General features: G+C 61.6%; 19 protein-coding genes and 1 pseudogene. 3 read left to right on the forward strand and 17 right to left on the reverse strand.

Annotated features, from left to right (window positions below):
* Positions 1-29: 29 nt before the first annotated feature.
* The 11 genes from TX72_RS03465 to TX72_RS03515 form a co-directional block, all read right to left on the reverse strand.
* Positions 30-269: a DUF8657 domain-containing function gene (locus tag TX72_RS03465; protein ID WP_011127577.1), complete on the reverse strand. Its 240-nt coding sequence runs from the start codon at positions 267-269 to the stop codon at positions 30-32.
* Positions 270-356: 87 nt separating this feature from the next.
* On the reverse strand, positions 357-1,664 hold the full coding sequence (locus tag TX72_RS03470; RefSeq protein WP_011127578.1) for a homoserine dehydrogenase: 1,308 nt from the start codon (positions 1,662-1,664) through the stop codon (positions 357-359).
* Positions 1,665-1,717: 53 nt separating this feature from the next.
* Positions 1,718-2,143 carry a SufE family protein gene (locus TX72_RS03475; RefSeq protein WP_011127579.1) on the reverse strand — a complete coding sequence of 142 codons (426 nt, stop codon included), beginning with the start codon at positions 2,141-2,143 and terminating at the stop codon, positions 1,718-1,720.
* Between the two features lie 8 nt (positions 2,144-2,151).
* Positions 2,152-2,559, reverse strand: a complete 408-nt coding sequence (locus TX72_RS03480) for a hypothetical protein (RefSeq protein WP_011127580.1) — start codon at positions 2,557-2,559, stop codon at positions 2,152-2,154.
* 36 nt (positions 2,560-2,595) lie between these two features.
* Entirely contained in the window at positions 2,596-3,144 is a 549-nt protein-coding gene (locus TX72_RS03485) for a 5-formyltetrahydrofolate cyclo-ligase (protein ID WP_011127581.1), read from the reverse strand.
* Entirely contained in the window at positions 3,141-3,605 is a 465-nt protein-coding gene (ruvC, locus tag TX72_RS03490) for a crossover junction endodeoxyribonuclease RuvC (RefSeq protein ID WP_011127582.1), read from the reverse strand. Before ruvC ends, TX72_RS03485 begins: the two co-directional genes overlap by 4 nt.
* 14 nt (positions 3,606-3,619) lie before the next feature.
* On the reverse strand, positions 3,620-4,708 hold the full coding sequence (bchI, locus tag TX72_RS03495; RefSeq protein WP_011127583.1) for a magnesium chelatase ATPase subunit I: 1,089 nt from the start codon (positions 4,706-4,708) through the stop codon (positions 3,620-3,622).
* A 19-nt stretch (positions 4,709-4,727) separates the two neighbouring features.
* Positions 4,728-6,086 carry a DUF3370 domain-containing protein gene (locus TX72_RS03500; RefSeq protein WP_011127584.1) on the reverse strand — a complete coding sequence of 453 codons (1,359 nt, stop codon included), beginning with the start codon at positions 6,084-6,086 and terminating at the stop codon, positions 4,728-4,730.
* Complete coding sequence (locus tag TX72_RS03505; protein ID WP_011127585.1) at positions 6,083-7,225, reverse strand: serine hydrolase; 1,143 nt, start codon at positions 7,223-7,225, stop codon at positions 6,083-6,085. Before TX72_RS03505 ends, TX72_RS03500 begins: the two co-directional genes overlap by 4 nt.
* 29 nt (positions 7,226-7,254) lie before the next feature.
* A complete protein-coding gene (locus TX72_RS03510; RefSeq protein ID WP_011127586.1) occupies positions 7,255-7,971 on the reverse strand; it encodes an RNA methyltransferase in 717 nt (238 codons plus the stop codon).
* Positions 7,968-8,357: a c-type cytochrome gene (locus TX72_RS03515; RefSeq protein WP_011127587.1), complete on the reverse strand. Its 390-nt coding sequence runs from the start codon at positions 8,355-8,357 to the stop codon at positions 7,968-7,970. The genes TX72_RS03510 and TX72_RS03515 overlap by 4 nt, the downstream gene beginning before the upstream one ends.
* 57 nt (positions 8,358-8,414) lie before the next feature.
* On the opposite strand from TX72_RS03515, the gene petG reads away from it, so the two are divergent.
* Entirely contained in the window at positions 8,415-8,531 is a 117-nt protein-coding gene (gene petG, locus TX72_RS14670; protein ID WP_009790260.1) for a cytochrome b6-f complex subunit V, read from the forward strand.
* 13 nt (positions 8,532-8,544) lie between these two features.
* On the opposite strand, the pseudogene rsmD reads toward petG, so the two are convergent.
* The 5 genes and pseudogenes from rsmD to TX72_RS03540 form a co-directional block, all read right to left on the reverse strand.
* Positions 8,545-9,081: pseudogene (rsmD, locus tag TX72_RS03520) on the reverse strand (16S rRNA (guanine(966)-N(2))-methyltransferase RsmD); the annotation flags it as partial.
* Positions 9,081-9,719, reverse strand: a complete 639-nt coding sequence (hisH, locus tag TX72_RS03525) for an imidazole glycerol phosphate synthase subunit HisH (protein WP_011127589.1) — start codon at positions 9,717-9,719, stop codon at positions 9,081-9,083. The pseudogene rsmD and the gene hisH, both read right to left, overlap by 1 nt.
* A gap of 30 nt (positions 9,720-9,749) precedes the next feature.
* On the reverse strand, positions 9,750-10,073 hold the full coding sequence (gene trxA, locus TX72_RS03530; RefSeq protein WP_006851354.1) for a thioredoxin: 324 nt from the start codon (positions 10,071-10,073) through the stop codon (positions 9,750-9,752).
* Positions 10,074-10,251: 178 nt separating this feature from the next.
* Positions 10,252-11,415, reverse strand: coding sequence for a GuaB3 family IMP dehydrogenase-related protein (locus tag TX72_RS03535; protein WP_011127590.1), 1,164 nt, complete (start codon positions 11,413-11,415; stop codon positions 10,252-10,254).
* A 55-nt stretch (positions 11,416-11,470) separates the two neighbouring features.
* Positions 11,471-11,947: a CAAD domain-containing protein gene (locus tag TX72_RS03540; RefSeq protein WP_042504198.1), complete on the reverse strand. Its 477-nt coding sequence runs from the start codon at positions 11,945-11,947 to the stop codon at positions 11,471-11,473.
* A 92-nt stretch (positions 11,948-12,039) separates the two neighbouring features.
* On the opposite strand from TX72_RS03540, the gene gyrA reads away from it, so the two are divergent.
* Both gyrA and crtL read left to right on the forward strand, forming a co-directional pair.
* The gene (gene gyrA, locus TX72_RS03545) at positions 12,040-14,667 is read left to right on the forward strand and encodes a DNA gyrase subunit A (RefSeq protein WP_011127592.1); all 2,628 of its coding nucleotides are present in this window, start codon (positions 12,040-12,042) and stop codon (positions 14,665-14,667) included.
* A gap of 2 nt (positions 14,668-14,669) precedes the next feature.
* The gene (gene crtL / locus TX72_RS03550; protein ID WP_011127593.1) at positions 14,670-15,923 is read left to right on the forward strand and encodes a lycopene beta cyclase; all 1,254 of its coding nucleotides are present in this window, start codon (positions 14,670-14,672) and stop codon (positions 15,921-15,923) included.
* On the opposite strand, the gene TX72_RS03555 is transcribed toward crtL, so the two are convergent.
* The gene (locus tag TX72_RS03555) at positions 15,890-17,458 is read right to left on the reverse strand and encodes a glycoside hydrolase family 57 protein (protein ID WP_011127594.1); all 1,569 of its coding nucleotides are present in this window, start codon (positions 17,456-17,458) and stop codon (positions 15,890-15,892) included. The genes crtL and TX72_RS03555 overlap by 34 nt on opposite strands.
* Positions 17,459-17,470: the final 12 nt, after the last annotated feature.

Genomic DNA, 17,470 nt, shown 5'->3' on the forward strand with positions numbered 1-17,470 from the left:
CAAGACAACCGGGGGCTGACCTTGAATATTTAAAGGCCAACCGCTGAGATCTGGTGCAATGACACCTCGAAGACCGGAGATCCCAATTTCGGTTCCATCGGCCAACGACGGACCCAGCAGCGGTCATGCTCACCGTCGACACCAATCACCTGGAATGTCCCGGCATCGCTGTACAGGTTGACCTGATCTCCCTGCTGAATCTCCATGACGTCTGAAGGCTCGAGGAGCCTGCAGCCTTGAACAACAGCGGCAGCGGCGACGTTTGACATGAACACTTCATGCATGAATCAGCGGACGCTGACTCCTTCTGTTGGAGATCTTGACACTGAATGGGCCCCGATGGTGTGGATTGGTTCTCAGAGACAGCCCAGGTGAGCCGCCAGTCCCGAGACTTCATCGAGAGAAGTGATGGCATCGAGGGCTGCGATCACCTTGCGCTGACTGACTTCATGGGTGATCACAACGATTTCTGCGCCGGCCTCACTGGCGTTGAATTGAACAATCGATTGAATGGAAACGCCCGCGTCGCCGAAACGGCCACCCACCTTGCCGATCACGCCGGGAGCATCTTCCGTGTTGAACCGCACATAGTGGCGCTGCCGGATGTCTCCGCTGTCCGCCAGAACGCACGGTCTCCAGCTGCCTGCCGCCAACAGCGGGTCCACTGGCCCCTGATCGCCACTGGCCTGGCGGATGCCGGCGATGTTGAGGATGTCGGCCACAACAGCCGATGCCGTTGGTCCGGCCCCTGCTCCGGGGCCGTAGAACATCACCCGTCCGATGGGGTCCCCCTCCACAAGGATGGCGTTGTTGACGCCATTGACTCCGGCCAGTGGGTGATCGCTGGGTACCAGGGTCGGTTGCACTCGCAGGGACAGCGGTAAGGGATCACCCTGGCCAGCAAGGCGTTCGGCAACAGCAAGCAATTTCACGCCATAGCCCAGTTGTCGCGCGTACTCCACATCACGGCCCTGCAGTGCACTGATGCCAGTCGTGGGGAGGGCATCGCGGTCCACGGTTCCGCCAAAGGCGAGGGCGGACAAGATGGAGATCTTGTCTGCGGCATCGAGACCATCCACATCGGCCGCAGGGTCGGCTTCCGCATAGCCGAGTCGCTGGGCTTCAGCCAGCACATCGGCGTAGGCAGCCCCCTCATTCGCCATTCGCGTGAGGATGTAGTTGGTGGTGCCGTTGATGATGCCGCTCACCCGATTGATCCTGTTGCCGCCGAGGGATTGCTTCAGGGGTTCGATGATCGGGATGCCACCGCCGACTGCCGCTTCAATCAGCACGTAGACCCCTGCTGCTTTGGCAGCGCTGGCAATTTCGGGGCCATGGCGCGCGATCACCGCTTTGTTGGCGGTCACCACTGACTTGCCATTGGCGATGGCCTGAAGGATCAAGCTGCGGGCCGGTTCAATGCCACCGATCACCTCCACCACCACATCCACATTCGGGTCGTTGACCACCTCGCTGGGATCGGTGGTCAGCACGGCATCGGACAACTCAACCGTGCGAGGGCGGTTGACGTTCCGGACGGCCACACGAATCAGGTCCAGATCGGCAACCAAAGGATGACGCTCCTCTGGATTCAACAGAATTTCAGCCACCCCGCCGCCAACGGTGCCCAGCCCCAAAAGACCTACGCCGATCCGTGCGCCCATTCCCCGTGAACCGTGTTGGAAGTCTGCAGCGACTCTATGAATCGGCGAGCGTCTTATTCGTTCGCAAGGTGCTTTGCCTGGGACTGCATGGTGCGCAGGATGTTGAGAAATCCGTTTGCCCTGGAGGGGGTGAGGCTGGCCTGAAGGCCGGTGGCAGCGATGAACGCGGGATCCACAGCCTGCACCTGCTCAGGGGTGAGGCCATCCAGGCCTTGGATCAACAACGCCAACAGCCCCTTGGTGATGAGGGCATCGGAATCCCCCTGCCAATGCATCACCCCCTGGTCGAGAACCCCCTGAACAAACACCTGGGACACACAACCCTTCACCTTGATCGCCTCGGTCTGCTGCTCGATGGGAAGAGGCTTCAGCTTCTTGGCCAACCAGAGAACGTATTCATATCTCCGCTTGGGATCCGGCGTGCCAGCCAGCTTGTCCACCATCCGGTCGAGGGCGTCACTGCCGCTGCTGGTGGCCATTGAGGTGTTCAGTCGGATCGACGTCGCACGTTAACGAGCAGCCCCACCAGCATCAGCGAGAGCGGGAGTGATACCACTTGATCAAGATCCACCTGACCGCTGTTCACCGGCAGTTCCAGGTAATCCCTGTGGCCAGGACCTCCATCCACCTGCAGGTCCAACACCCCATCAGCCACATCGCTGAGGTCAATCAGCAAGCGGCCACTGGCATCGGTGCTTCCCAGTTCCCGCTGTGGCGTTCCATCAGGATTCAGCAGTCGAACGACGGCACCTTGGGTGGGCTCACCGTTGGAAAAGCTGCTGCTCAGTTCAAGGTTGCCTTTGAGGTAGGTCAAAGCGCTCTCGATCTGATGGGCGCCAGCCGGCAGTGCCGACGTGGTGCCCAGCAGCAGAACGGAAGCCAGCAGACGCAGCATGGATGGTGTCGAGGGGTGGGCCCATGGTGCGCTGCATCAACTGGGCTGACCAGGTCCGTGTTCCGTGATCCAGCCAGTGAAGGGCACATCCCATGTGTCACGGGGCAAGGGTTCGGAACTGATGCAGGCGGAGGGAAGCACCACCCAGGCCGGCACGGCTGCCCAGAGCGGATCGGCCCGCAAGCGGTCGTAGTAACCACCGCCATACCCCAGCCGGATACCGCTGTGGTCGATGGCCAGCGCAGGGACGAGCAAGAGGCTGAGCTTGTCCGGGCTCAGGGCCGGTGCGTTCGTTGGAGCGGGGATGCCGCAGCCGTCGGCTTGCAAGGGCGTGTCTCCCCAGCACCGGTACTGGAGTCCACCGGAGCCGTCCGCGACCGGCAGTGCAACAGCGTTTGGGGTGATGGCGCGGATGGGCCGTAGATCCACCTCACTGCTCAGCGGCCAATACAACCCCAGATACCCCGGCCGTAGCGGCGAGCGCTGAACCATGGTCAGCACCTGCCGGTAGATCGCTGAACCGAGTGAGATCTGCTGCTGACGTCTCTCTCGAAAGTGGCCACGACAATCCTGTTTGGTGGTCATCGCTGAAACCAGCCCGTAAGGGCCACCGCCAGGGCATCGGCAGCATCATCCGGCCGCGGCGGTTCGGTCAGATCAAGCTCTCGCATCACCGCCTCTAGCACTTCATCTTTTTCGGCATGGCCGAAACCGGCCAGCGCCAGCTTGATCTGCATCGGTGGGAACTCCACCACCGGCACCTTGAATCGGGCCAAGGTCATCATCACCACCCCCCTGGCCTGCACCACGTTGATGGTGTTACTGGAGCGGTAGAAGAAGAATTTCTCCACGGCCGCGAGCTCCGGTCGCCAGGCACGGATCAGTTGCCGCAGGTCGCTGGCAATCTCCACCATGCGTTCACCGTCGCTGCGGCCGGGGTCGGTGCGGATGATTCCACAATCCAGCATGCGCTGATGCCCGCCGCTGGTGTCAATCACCCCGTAGCCCACCCGAGCAAGGCCCGGATCGATCCCGAGGATCCGCATCGATTCGGCTCTAATCAGGCCACCAGGGCCAGTTCAAAGTCGGCCCGGTCGCTGCTTTCGCTGCGCTCGAACACCTTGCAGAAGACCTTCACCACCCGATCGCCGGAATCCACCTGCTCCAAAGGATCCTTACGCAGGCGGTGGCGCAGGCAGCAGGAGGCCACCCTGGCGACATCCTCTTCGCTGACCTCCGTGCGGCCCTCAAACGCGGCCAAGGCTCGAGCGGCGCGGTTGGTGACTATGTCACCCCGCAGTCCATCCACATCCAGCTCGCCGCAGACAGCGGAGATCCGCAGGCGCAGGTCGTCATCGATGCTCACCTGTCCCAGGCGCTGCTGGGCCTCCACGACCCGCTGCTGCAGGGCGTCCTGGTTGGCTTCCACCGCCGTACTGAACCCGTCGGGGTCGCTGTCGAAGGCTGTGCGTTGATCCACCACTTGGACCCGTAGTTCAGGATCACGCACCGTGCTCACCTCCACACTCATGCCGAAACGATCGAGCAGCTGCGGCCGCAGTTCGCCCTCCTCAGGGTTGCCGGAGCCGATCAGCACGAAGCGGGCTGGATGGCGCACGGACACGCCCTCACGTTCCACCGTGTTCCAACCCGAAGCAGCGGAATCGAGCAGAACATCCACCAGATGGTCATCCAGCAGGTTCACCTCATCCACATAAAGCAGGCCGCGGTTGGCCTTGGCCAGCAGGCCGGGCTCAAAGGCACGCACGCCCTCGCTGAGGGCCTTCTCGATGTCAATCGTTCCGCAGAGACGATCCTCCGTGGCTCCCAGCGGCAAATCCACCATGGGCACCTGGCGTGGTTCTGTTGAGATGGAGTCGCCGCGTTCCATCCGTTCCCGCACCTCGCTGCTCTGCAGATCGGGATCTGTGGATGAACTGTTGTAAGGGTCTCCAGCCACCACCTCGATGTCCGGCAGGAGGTCCGCCAGCGCTCGGATCGTGGTGGATTTGCCTGTGCCCCTGTCACCCATGATCATCACGCCGCCGATGCGGGGATCGATCACATTGAGCAGAAGCGCAAGCTTCATCTCTTCCTGACCGATCACAGCGGTAAACGGAAAAACCCTGCGCTTCCGGGGTGCTGTCACGGCCGAATCACTGTTGCGATCAGGATTGTTTCACAGGCCGAACGGTGAGCACCTGAGGCGGCGTTGCATCGGCTGGGTAGATCAGTCGAATCTGTACCTCCCGCGCTTCGCCAGGCTTGAGCGTGACTTGACCGAGGGATGGTCCCTCCTGTCCCTGGCGGAGCACCAGATGCACGGTCTGCCGTCCGTAGGGGCTGCCATCGTTGTCATCAAGGCCAGCCACCTCGACCGGCCCACGGAACATCACGGGACCCGAAAGGCTGCTGCGGAACTGCAGGGCATCGGAGGCCTGATCGGTTTTTAAGGGGGATTCGAGGGCCAGGCTCAGGGTCTGCGCTGCTGATCCCCTGTTTTGGAGTGGCAGGGTCAGGTCGTATTCGACACCGTAGTTCCCGTGGGCGGCCCAGGCTGTTTCGGGATAAAGGGCTTGCAGCTCTGCCGTCTGCACCTGAGCTGTGCCCAAACTGCCGCGCTCAAGGCTGCTGATCGGCCAGGACACAGGCGCGTTCTGAATCGACAGGGTCTCGCTGCCGGGGTCCGTGATGCGGGCTTGCCAACGGCTGCCGATCTGCACACCGCTGACGCGGGAATAAATGATCTTTCCCTTGCTGCCGCGAGGGGTGGGGCTGTGTTCCTTGCCGCTGAGCTCACCGCTGTTGAGCAGGTCAATCCACTCCTTGTCGTCTGGGGCTTGATGGCTATCACCGTGGGCCGCCAGGGTGGCCAGGGCCACCGGCGCCGAGCTGTGCAGACGCAGTTGAAGGTTGCGGCCATTGAGCAGGGGGTCGAGCCCCTGCACCGGAATGGGCAGCTTCAGCACAACCGTTGGGGTGCCGGGCTTGAGAGTCCAGCGTCGTTGCGACAGTTCAGGGGCTTGTCGGCCCTTCAGCAAGTCTCTAGCAACCCGGCTGCCAGGACCAGCGGCCAGCACGTCGCTGGTTTCCCGCATCAGCGGTGGCAGCGGTAGAAACGGGGCTGCGGTCTGGCCCGGCTGGGTGGCCTGGGAGAGGGAGGTGCTTCCTTCGATCAGTGTGAGCGTGACGTCCTCATCACCGATGGGTGCCATCAACAAGGCCAGCCACAAGGTGGAGTCGAGGGTGTCATCCGTGCCTGCATAGACGTGATGGCTGAACAGATCGAAGCGGCCGTTCAGGTCCACGGAGATTGAGGCATCCCCAGCGTTGGCAAAGGTGGAAAGAAGGATGCCGTCTTCTTTGATCAGTTCGGGGTTGTTGTCGTTCACCATCAGCACGGCATCCAGTTGCCCCGGAAGCGACCGGATGCTCTGTTGCCGGCGGATGACGTCGTCGGCGGCACAAGGAGTCACGCCCGTTGAAAGGCTGGCGATCAAGGCACCAACAAGAAAGAGCGATCTCATGGTGTGGACTCCTGCGATGGAGAGGCGGTCCGGCGCGGCGGAGCCGGTTCTGGCTTGAGGTGGGGGGCCATGGCGGCTGCCAGGGCACGGATCAGATTGGTGGACCTTGGGTCGTTGAACGGACCCTTCACCAGAAAACCTGCAACGGCGCGCCGGCCATCGGGCAGTTCGATCAAGCCGGCATCGGCATAGGCGATGCCGATGTCGCCGGTCTTGTTGTAGACCCGGTACCCCTTGCTGGCCAGAGTGGAATCCGGTGCTCCCTGGGCACCTCCAAGCCCTTGCATCAATCCAGTGGGCAGGAGCGTGTTGGTCACGGAACTGCCCATGACCTCTCTGAACAAATCGCGGCTGCGCAGGCTCAGGGCTTCACCTGTATCAACCAGCGCAATGCTGCGGCTGAGGTCATGAGCGCTTGTCGTGTTGGTGCCATCCAGATCGGGCAGCCAGTTGTTGACTTCGGTGGCCCTTAAGCCGAGGTCATCGAATCGCTGGTTGATGGTCTGCTGACCTCCCACCCGCTCGATCAGGAGATTGGTGGCGGAATTGTCGCTGACGCGAATCATTTCGGTCGCTGCGACGCGTGTGGGGAAACGGCTTCCGAGCGGTCGGGATGCCATCCAACCGGCGCCGCCCCCGACCAGCTCCTTGGTCAGCACAAGCGGCTCATTCCAATGCAGATCACCGGCGTCGACCTGTTGCAGCGCTGCAAGCAGGATCGGCGTTTTGATGGAGCTGGCCGCCGGCATTGGGCGATCGGCATGCATCTGGGCGAAGCGGCCGTCGTCGAGGATCAGCATGTAGGCGCTGGTCTGAAGATCCTTCTGCGTGGCCGCGATGGTGCGCCAGCGTGCGGAGAGTTCAGGGATTTCTCGGGTCGGCTGGAAACGACCCACCACAGGCTTTAAGTTCGTCTCAGGTTTGTTTTTGTTCTGGGCAGGCGTCTCTTCCTCAACGGTCTCGGCTAGCTGGAGCAAGCTCGGCAGGTTGAGGGTTTGACGTTGCACCTGCGGGGCGAACCATCGCAGCGCTGAACCCGTCAGAACCCCTAGTCCAATCCCCAGCACCATCAGCCGCAGGAGAAGGCGAAGCGGAGTTCCCCATCCCGGAGAACGACGAGATGGACGGCTGTTGCTCAAGCGCGTCGTGGTCGGGATCTCGGGTGAGATTAGGGGCGGTCGGCCCGGATGGCCCAGCGCAGTTGTCGCACCATGCCTCGGAACAATGCGACCTCCTCCGCTCTGCAGGTCGCACGTTGCAAGAGATCCCGAACCTTGCCCATGCGCGCTGCCCGGGTGTGGGGCAGGAGGAATCCGGCTTCCAGCAGCAGCTCGGCGGCATCGTCCAGCAACCCTGTCAAATCCGCGGCAGGGGCTGGTGACGGATCTTTGGCCTGGGGAGCACGGGCCTGCAGCTGATGTCGAGCCAGGTCGTGCAGCACCACGGCGACAGCGTGAGACAGATTCAGCGAGGGGTAGGCCGCCTGGCTGTGCAGCGTCAGAACCCGCTGGCACAGTCGGAGTTCATCGTTGGTGAGGCCGCGGTCTTCTCGGCCAAACACCAGGGCATGAGGGGGATCTCCGGCCAAAAGCCAGTTGATCGCTGTGTCTGGGGTTTGCAGCGGTATGCCCCCGTGATCCAGTCGGCCACAGGTCGCAATCACCCGACTGCAGTCGCCAATGGCAGCTTCCAGATCAGGGTGGATGGTGGCCTGCCGTAGCAGGGGGGTGGCATGGACGGCCATCCGGAGTGCATCGTCACAGAGAACCTCACAACGGGGATTCACCAGGCGCAGAGCGTCAACGCCGAAATTGGCGCAGAGCCTGGCCACACTTCCGATGTTCAGAGGCCCGGCAGGCTCGACGAGGACAACGACGACGGTCAACTCAGCTTGTGCAGGTGACTGAGCAGATCAGCCATCGATGCCGGCTCCATCTGGAAACTCGGCATCGGCGGCGTGTCACCGCTCACGATTTGATGGATCAGAGCTGGATCACGCATCCGCTCGCTGATGCCGGCCAGTTTGGGTGCCAGCAGTCCCTGCCCTGCCAGACCATGGCAGCCCGCACAGTTGATGCGGAACAGTTGGCCGCCATGGTCGGGATCTCCTTGAAGTTCAAGGCTGGCCCGGACGTAGGGATCCTGTTGTGCCCCGTTGATCACCCAGATCAAGAGGACTGCGCAGGCTGACGCTGCCAGCACCACCAGGGCAGTGATCAATCCCCTGCCGGACTCTTGCTGTTCCGTTGCAGTTGATGTCGGCTCGATCACAACTGTGGGTTGCTCATGGAAGAATTGTGCTTAATCCTGCTTCCCGGTGCGACCTCCATGATCGAACCCCTGCTGTGCGGCATAGTTTTGGGTCTGATCCCCGTCACGCTTCTGGGTCTGTTCGTGGCTGCCTGGAATCAGTACCGTCGCGGCGGCAGCGCTCTGGGCGGCTGATCATCACCAGCGAACTGCTGCCGTAGCGACGACGATCCATCACGGTCCATTGCCCCCCCGGATCAAGTGGTTGATCGGAAGGATGTTCACAGATCAATAAACCATCAGGTCGGAGCCATTCCTGGTTTGCCAGGAGTGAGAGTGTTTTTGAGTAAAGCCCTCCGTCATAGGGAGGATCGAAATAAATCAAATCAAACCCCTCCTGTCTCCAGTCCTGTTGAAGCCAGATCATCAGGTCGCGTTTCACGACGGTCACGTCGGCACGCCTTGAGCCTGACTGGGCAACTTCCATGAGATTGCGTTCGCAGATGCTGGCGCAGCGCGGGTCTTTTTCCACAGCGGTCACCGAACGAGCCCCGCGTTCGATTGCCTCGCAGGCCATGACGCCACTTCCACTACAGAGGTCCAGCCAGCGGCAGTCCAGCAACCGTGGACGAACAATGTTCATCACCGCTTCCCGCACGCGGGATGTTGTCGGTCTAGTTCCGCTTCCACGGGGGCTGAGCAGTCGTCGGCCACTGATCAGGCGCAATTGACCTGCTCCCTGCATCAACCGATCGGGGCTCCACGTTGGAGCCAATCCAGCCAACGCTTCAGCATCGCGCTACCGCTGTCTGATGATTTTTCCGGGTGGAACTGGCAAGCGCCCAATCGGCGCTGCCACACCATTGCGGTGACGGAGGAGCTCCCAAAGGATGCTGCTGCAGCCAGTGTTTCGGGTCGCTCCGGCACAGCGGCATAACTGTGAACGAAGTAAACCCAAGCCAAAGGGTCCGCAGCCGCGAGCATTGGGTTGGCTCGCCTCAGGTCCAGAGGTGCCCATCCCATGTGCGGAATCCGGGCTCCAGCCCCGATGGGCAAACGTTCCACGTGGCCTTTGATCAGTCCGAGACCCTCAAGACGGCCCTCGGCACTGGACTCGAACAGCAATTGGAGTCCAAGACAAATGCCGAGCAAGGGCCGGTCGGCCTCATTCCAGCGTTTCAGATCGGGGATCAGACCGGTGGATTGAAGATTGTCGATGGCTGGATCGAAGGATCCGACGCCAGGCAGAACCAAAGCATCGCAACCATCGAGATCGCTGGGGTTGACGACGCGACTGGGTTGATGACCCAGGCGGTTGAAGGCCTTCTCCACCGAGTGGAGATTGCCCATGCCGTAATCAATCAGACCGAGATGAAGCCCCAATCCACTGTCCCCCCCCTGCTGATGTGGGGATCAGAGATACTTCGAGATCGTGCCGGAGAGGGTTGCCTTGGGAACAGCACCCACAACGGTGTCGACCTTCTGGCCGCCTTTGAACACCATCAACGTTGGGATGCTGCGGATGCCGTACTGACTGGCGACATTAGGGTTTTCATCGGTATTCAGCTTGAAGACCTTGATCTGACCATCGAATTCCTTGGCGATTTCTTCGACGATGGGAGCCACCATGCGGCAGGGGCCACACCAGGGTGCCCAGAAGTCGACCAGAACCGGGACGTCGCTCTGCAGGACGTCCTGCTCGAAAGAGGCGTCAGTAACCGCAGCGGCGCTGGACATATGGTCGAAATGATGTGGTTGAAACTTAGCAACGTTGAACCGACTCAACAGTCCAGATCGCTGCAGCGATGGGATCTGTGATGGTTCTCGCAGGAAGAGTGAAAGCCCGAGCGCGCCGGGCCGGGGGGTGTGAGGAGTGTGTGGGCATTGCCCGCACACTCTTCACACTAGCCCTCTCTTATTTGCCCATCCCGAGGTGCTGCGCTTTTTGGTACACCTTGCCCTCCGTCAACAACGAAGGAGCCACCACGACTTCCACGTTCTGCATGTCTTGGATGGTGCGGGCTCCAAGGGTGCCCATGGACGTTTTGAGGCAGCCCAGCAGGTTGTGGGTGCCGTCGTCGAGCTTGGCCGGGCCTCGCAGGATCCGTTCGATGCTTCCCGTGCTTCCCACGTTGATGCGTGTTCCGCGTGGGAGGACAGGGCTTGGTGTCGCCATACCCCAGTGAAATCCGCGCCCTGGAGCTTCCTCGGCGCGGGCGATCGGTGAGCCGATCATCACGGCGTCAGCGCCGCAGGCGATGCACTTGCAGATGTCGCCACCGGTCACGATCCCCCCATCGGCCACGATCGGGACGTAGCGGCCTGTCTCTTTTTCGTAATCGGCACGGGCAGCGGCACAGTCGGCGACTGCAGTGGCCTGGGGAATGCCAACGCCCAACACGCCGCGAGAGGTGCAAGCGGCTCCAGGGCCGATTCCAACCATCACACCGGCTGCCCCAGCGCGCATCAATTGCAGGGCCACGTCGTAGGTCACGCAGTTGCCGATGACCACGGGGACACCCATGTCCCTGCACAGCGCCTCCAGATCGAGCGTGTCCTGGCCCTCGGGGCCGATGTGGTTGGTGGACACAACCGTGGCCTGCACGAAAAAGAGATCGGCGCCTGCCTCAGCGATGGCTTTTCCAAAGCGCAGTGCAGCGACAGGGGTTCCACTGACCGCAGCGATTCCTCCCTTGGCCTTGATGTCGGCGATGCGTTTGCGGATCAGGCTTTCCTGAACCGGCTGGCTGTAGATCTCTTGCATCAAGGGGACGAACTCGTCCTTGCCAACGGCTGCAATCCGATCCAGAACTTCGTTGGGATCGTCGTAGCGGGTCTGGACTCCCTCCAGGTTGAGCACGCCGAGGGCCCCGAGATTGGAGAGCCGCACAGCCATGTCCACGTCGACCACGCCGTCCATAGCGCTGGCAATGATCGGGATATCCCGTTCAATGCCACCAAGAGTCCAGCGCGTATCTGTTACCTCTGGGTCAACGGTCCGACCACCGGGCACCAGTGCAATTTCATCAATTCCATAGGCCCGGCGAACGGTCTTGGAGCGTCCGAGCTGAATGTCCACCGCACGTCTTGATGAAGTCTCATCAAGCTACCAATCGGGTTGCGGCGAGCTGTGCTCAGCCACCGACAACCCGTTGCCAGAGGCGCACCAGGTCTTCCAACACTTTGCGGCGGTCCCCGCTGCGCACCAGGTTGCGCACTGAAAAATTTCCGAGCCAGATCACACCGGCCAGTTCAAACAAGCCTGAGGCCAGGGGCAACGCATCAATGGTGCGAAGAATGCCGCCATAGATCTGCAGAACAATCACCAGAACAATCAAGCCTGCGAGCAGTCGAAGCGGGCCTTTCAACTGGCTCCACTGGCTGTGCAGCTGATCTGTGTTGACCAACCCTTGGAGCTTGTCCTTCAACAGATCCCACTCACCCCCTGAGGCGTCAGCGTCAGCCGGGATCGTCACCGTGGCTGCAATGGCTGGATCAGAGGTGAGCTCTGGGGTGACAATGGGGGTTGTTGTGACGGTGGGGGTTGGTGTGGGCTCTGGGACCGGGCTGACGCTGTCGACGTTGGATTGTGGTTCGTCGATGGGTCCCATCAGTTCCAAAAATTTGACCTGGAGCTTATCGGAGGTTTTCGGTCTTGATTCCTCCTCGGAGATAAACTGAAGGGCGGTGGTACATCGTTTGTATGGCGGATTCTGTGGGGCCAGGAGGCGGCGGTCCCGGCGATTCCGACGATCGAATCATTCAGGCGGATCTTCGCAACGAGATGTCGCGCTCCTATCTGGAGTACGCGATGAGTGTGATCGTGGGCCGGGCGTTGCCCGATGCCCGCGATGGCCTAAAGCCCGTGCATCGCCGGATCTTGTACGCGATGTACGAATTGGGGCTGACCAGCGATCGCCCTTACAGGAAATGCGCCCGTGTGGTGGGCGAGGTGCTGGGTAAATACCACCCCCATGGCGATACGGCTGTGTACGACGCCCTGGTGCGGATGGCCCAGGACTTTTCGATGTCGATGCCGTTGATTGACGGGCACGGCAATTTCGGATCGGTGGACAACGATCCGCCGGCGGCCATGCGATACACCGAGTCCAGGTTGCAGGCGCTGACCACCGACAGCCTGCTGGAGGACATCGAGGCCGAGACCGTTGATTTCGCCGATAACTTCGATGGTTCGCAGCAGGAGCCGACGGTGCTTCCGGCTCGAATTCCCCAGCTGCTGCTGAATGGTTCAGCGGGCATTGCCGTGGGGATGGCGACCAACATCCCCCCCCACAACCTCAATGAGCTGATCAACGGTCTGCTGGCGCTGATTGAGAACCCTGATCTCACAGATCAGGAGTTGGTCCGGCTGATTCCTGGACCCGACTTCCCAACAGGTGGTCAGATCCTGGGTCGCGAGGGCATCCGTGAGACCTATCTGGGCGGTCGTGGCTCGATCACCATGCGCGGTGTGGCGGCGATTGAGACGATCGAAGCCCCCGGCCGTCCTGATCGTGATGCCGTGATCATCACGGAGTTGCCTTATCAGACCAACAAGGCTGGCCTGATCGAGCGCATCGCCGAGCTGGTCAACGACAAAAAGCTTGAGGGTATTTCTGATATCCGCGATGAGAGCGATCGCGACGGCATGCGCATCGTGGTGGAGCTGCGCCGTGATGCCTATCCGCAGGTGGTGCTGAACAATCTGTTCAAACTCACTGCCTTGCAAAGCAACTTCAGTGCTTACATGTTGGCGCTGGTGAACGGTGAGCCGATCCTGCTCACCCTGCGCAAGATGCTCGAGGTGTTTCTCGACTTTCGTGTCGAGACCATTGAGCGCCGCACCCGTTATCTGCTGCGCAAGGCCGAGGAACGCGATCACATCCTGCTGGGCCTGCTGTTGGCCCTTGATCAGCTGGATCCGATCATTGCCCTCATCCGGGCTGCGCCTGACACGGCTACGGCCCGTCAGCAGCTGCAGGACCGTCATGGCCTCAGCGACATTCAGGCCGACGCCATCCTGCAGATGCAGCTGCGGCGTCTCACAGCGTTGGAGGCCGACAAGATCCGGCTTGAGCACGAGGATCTGGTCACCAAAATCGCGGATTACAAAGACATCCTCGGCCGGCGTGAGCGGGTGTTCGGAATCATTCAGGACGAACTCAACCAACTCAGCGATCGCTACACGACACCGCGCCGAACCGAGATTCTCGATCTGGGTGGTGGTCTTGAGGACATCGATCTGATCGCCAACGAGCGTTCCGTGGTGCTCGTCACCGAAACCGGTTACCTGAAACGGATGCCGGTGAGTGAGTTCGAAGCCACCAGTCGAGGCACCCGCGGCAAAGCTGGCACCCGCAGCCAGGGAGAGGAGGCCGTGAAGCTGTTCATCAGCTGCAACGACCACGACACGCTGCTGCTGTTCAGTGATCGGGGTGTTTCCTATGCCCTTCCGGCTTACCGGGTGCCGCAATGCAGCCGCACCGCAAAAGGCACACCGGTGGTGCAGTTGTTGCCCATCCCTCGGGAGGAAGCAATCACCTCGTTGATTCCCGTGTCGGAATTCAACGACGACATGGACTTGTTGATGCTGACCCGAGGCGGGTTCATCAAGCGCACCCGTCTTTCAGCCTTCAGCAACATTCGCTCCAATGGTCTGATCGCTATCAACCTGGAAGAGGGGGATGCATTGCGTTGGGTTCGTCTGGCGGTGCCCGGCGACAGCGTGCTGATCGGCTCCAATGCGGGGATGACGATTCACTTTCGCCTCAGTGATGAGGAGCTGCGCCCATTAGGCCGCACGGCCCGTGGTGTGCGTTCGATGAACCTGCGCGAGGGCGATGGACTGGTGAGCATGGATGTCCTGCCGGTTGAGCTGGCGGATCGGATCGCCCAGAGTGCAGAGGACGATGAAGAGGATGATGCATCCTCTGGTGATGGTCCCTGGGTGTTGGTGGCCTCGGCATCTGGATTGGGCAAGCGTGTGCCGGTGACCCAGTTCCGACTGCAGAAGCGGGCTGGCATGGGCCTGCGGGCGATGAAGTTCCGCACGACGGATGATGCTCTGGTGGGTCTACGGGTCCTCGGTGCTGGTGAGGAGGTGCTGTTAGTGAGCGAGAAAGGGGTGATCGTGCGCACCAGCGCCGATGCGATTCCCCAGCAGTCGCGTGCCGCCACGGGTGTGCGGCTGCAGCGTCTCGATAAAGGTGACCGTCTTTCGGAAGTGGTGCTGGTGCCGCCTGAAGCAGAAGACGACACCACAGCAACCGACGACACCAACGCGGATGACACCGAAACGAGTGACACCGAAAGCAGCGCGCAGGACAGCTGACCTTGGCTGAGCCGGTGGATGTGCTGGTGCTTGGGGGCGGTCCCGCCGCCCTCTGCATCGCCTCGGAACTGAATCAATGGGGCGTGGCTGTTGGATGCATTGCCCCAGATCCAGTCGACGCTTCTTGGCCGAACACCTACGGCATCTGGGCCGATGAGCTGAAGATGGTTGGGCTCGAGCACTTGCTGGAGCACCGCTGGAGCGACACCGTCAGTTTTTTCGGCGCAGGCGGCTCAACGGCTCAGGATCAGAGCCATGCCCACGGGATCGACTATGGCTTGTTTGATCGGGCCGAGTTGCAGCGCTATTGGCTGGAGCGCGCCGACGGCGTGGTCTGGCATCAAGACACGGCCGAACGGGTCGACGCAACCAGTGCAACCACCAGCGTCAGCTGTGTGTCGGGAACCACGTTGCAGGCACGGTTGGTGATTGACGCCTCCGGCTCGCGCACGCCCCACATCCGCCGTCCGGATCAGGGGCCGGTGGCGGGCCAGGCGGCCTATGGCGTGGTGGGGAGGTTCTCCCAGCCGCCGATTGAGGCAGGACGGTTTGTGTTGATGGACTACCGCTGCGATCACCTCAGTGCAGCGCAGCGCCAAGAACCACCCACGTTTTTGTACGCCATGGATCTGGGCGATGGGGTGTTCTTCGTGGAAGAAACCTCACTCGCCTTGGCACCGGGTTTTTCCTACGACGTGCTCAAGCAACGGTTGCAGCAGCGCTTGGATCAGCGCGGCGTGGCGATCACCGAGGTGATCCATGAAGAGTTCTGCCTGTTTCCGATGAACCTGCCGCTGCCAGACCGAAGCCAACCGCTGCTGGCCTTCGGTGGAGCGGCAAGCATGGTGCACCCGGCCTCCGGCTACATGGTTGGGTCGCTGCTGCGGCGGGGGCCAGATCTAGCCAAGGCCCTCGCCGAAGCCCTCGCCAATCGAAACCTGGGCTCAGCGGCCCTGGCGCAACGGGGCTGGCAAGCGCTCTGGCCGATCGAGTTGGTGCTGCGTCATCAGCTCTATCAGTTCGGTTTGGGGCGGTTGATGGGCTTCAACGAAGCGTTGTTGCGCACCCACTTCGCCACCTTCTTTTCGCTCCCGCGGGAGGAGTGGTTTGGCTTCCTCACCAACACACTGCCGTTGCCCAGGTTGATGGGGGTGATGCTGCGCTTGTTTGCCCTATCCCCCTGGGAGTTGCGGCGGGGGTTGGTGCTGGGGGCAGCGATGGATCAGCTGCCGACCTTCGACCAATCCAGCGGCTGAATCAACGGGAACAGGCGGTCGTCCGCCTGCACCTCCTCGAGCCACCCTTCGGGTAGATCGCCGCTGCCATCAATCGCTGCCATCAGCATCCAGAACCGCTCCAGGTGGCGTTCGATCCGTTCCCGCGCCAGTCCGGTTGTTGTGCCAGCCCGAAGAATGAAGCTCCAGTCGGAGGACTGTGCCAGCAGGAGTTCCCGCGCCGCTTGGCTGAGCAGCTGGAGATCCGCTTCGCGGGCTACACCGCGGCTGCAGCGCTGCACCATGGCTTCTCCGGCGCGCTCCCACTCCGGGACAACCCAGGCGTTGCTGTCATTGAGCCAGTAATTGTGGTAACCACCCTGGCCCCAGCTCGAGGGGCAGGGGTCGCAGAGCTGCAGTTGTTGTGAACCATCCAAGACATCCCGTAGCCGGGTGAAGGGAACGCCCTTGCTTGGCCCCTGGCGGAACAGTTCGGCCAAAAATGATGGGCCTTCAAACCACCAATGGCCAAACAGTTCCGCATCAAAGGGAGCCACGAGCAATGGACTGATCGTCATGCCGCTGCTGAGTTGATCCAATTGGCGTCGGCGTCCTTTGAGGTAGTGGCTGGCGTGGTGCCGAATTCTCTCGGCGGCGATGGATGGGCGATACGGCTGTTTCTGATCGAGCGGAGCGCTGTGGTCGGTGACGCGATGCAGCTTGAGGCTCAGAGGTCGGGGCTCCGACAAGCCAAGTGGCGACAGTTGTTCAAGGGGGAGATCCCATCCCAGGTCTCGATGAAATTCGCGGTAGTCCGGATCGCCGGGATAACCATCCTTGGCGGACCAGACCGGCAGGGTCGCTTCACTGTCTCGACCGAAGAACGCCACCCCATTGCGGCTGCAGATCGGTGCGTACACCCCGTAGCGGGGACGCGGTCGACCGTGCAGGAGCCCATGGCCATCCAGAACGGCGTAGCGGAGTCCCGCATCGCGCATCCACTGGTCCAGCCCTTCGTAGTAGGCGCATTCCGGTAACCAGATCCCCAGCGGACGTTCCCCAATCAGTCGGTGGTGTTCGCGCACGGCGGTGCGCAGCTGGCCTCGGACCGCCTCAGGGTGCTGGCGCAGCAGCGGCAGATAGCCATGGGTGGCACCACAGGTGAGCAGATCCACCACCTCAGCCCGTTGCAACGAAGCAAATCGGCTGATCAGGTCTCCATCGCAGGCCATCCAGGCGGACTTGTGGCGCTGGATGGAGGCGCCGAGATGCTCCCTCGCCTCGGCAAGCTCCGCATCAGCAAAGGGGAGAAGGTCGAGGCGCTGATCCAACCAGCTGGGGAACCGCTGTTGCAGGTCAGGGTCACTGAGCAAGGACAGCAACGTTGGTGACAGGCCAACGGTGAGCTTCGGAGCGCTGGCCGGATCCGCTGCTGCCTGTTCAAGGACCTCCAGCAGCGGCAGGTAGCACTCCATCAAGGCCTGGAAAAACCAGTCTTCCTCCAGCGAACCCGGCACCACCGAGCGCACATACGGCAGGTGGGCGTGGAGGACGAGGGCGAGAGCGCCGTTGCTCAAGTGACCAACCGC

This window comes from Parasynechococcus marenigrum WH 8102, assembly GCF_000195975.1.
Classification (GTDB): Bacteria; Cyanobacteriota; Cyanobacteriia; order PCC-6307; family Cyanobiaceae; genus Parasynechococcus; species Parasynechococcus marisnigri.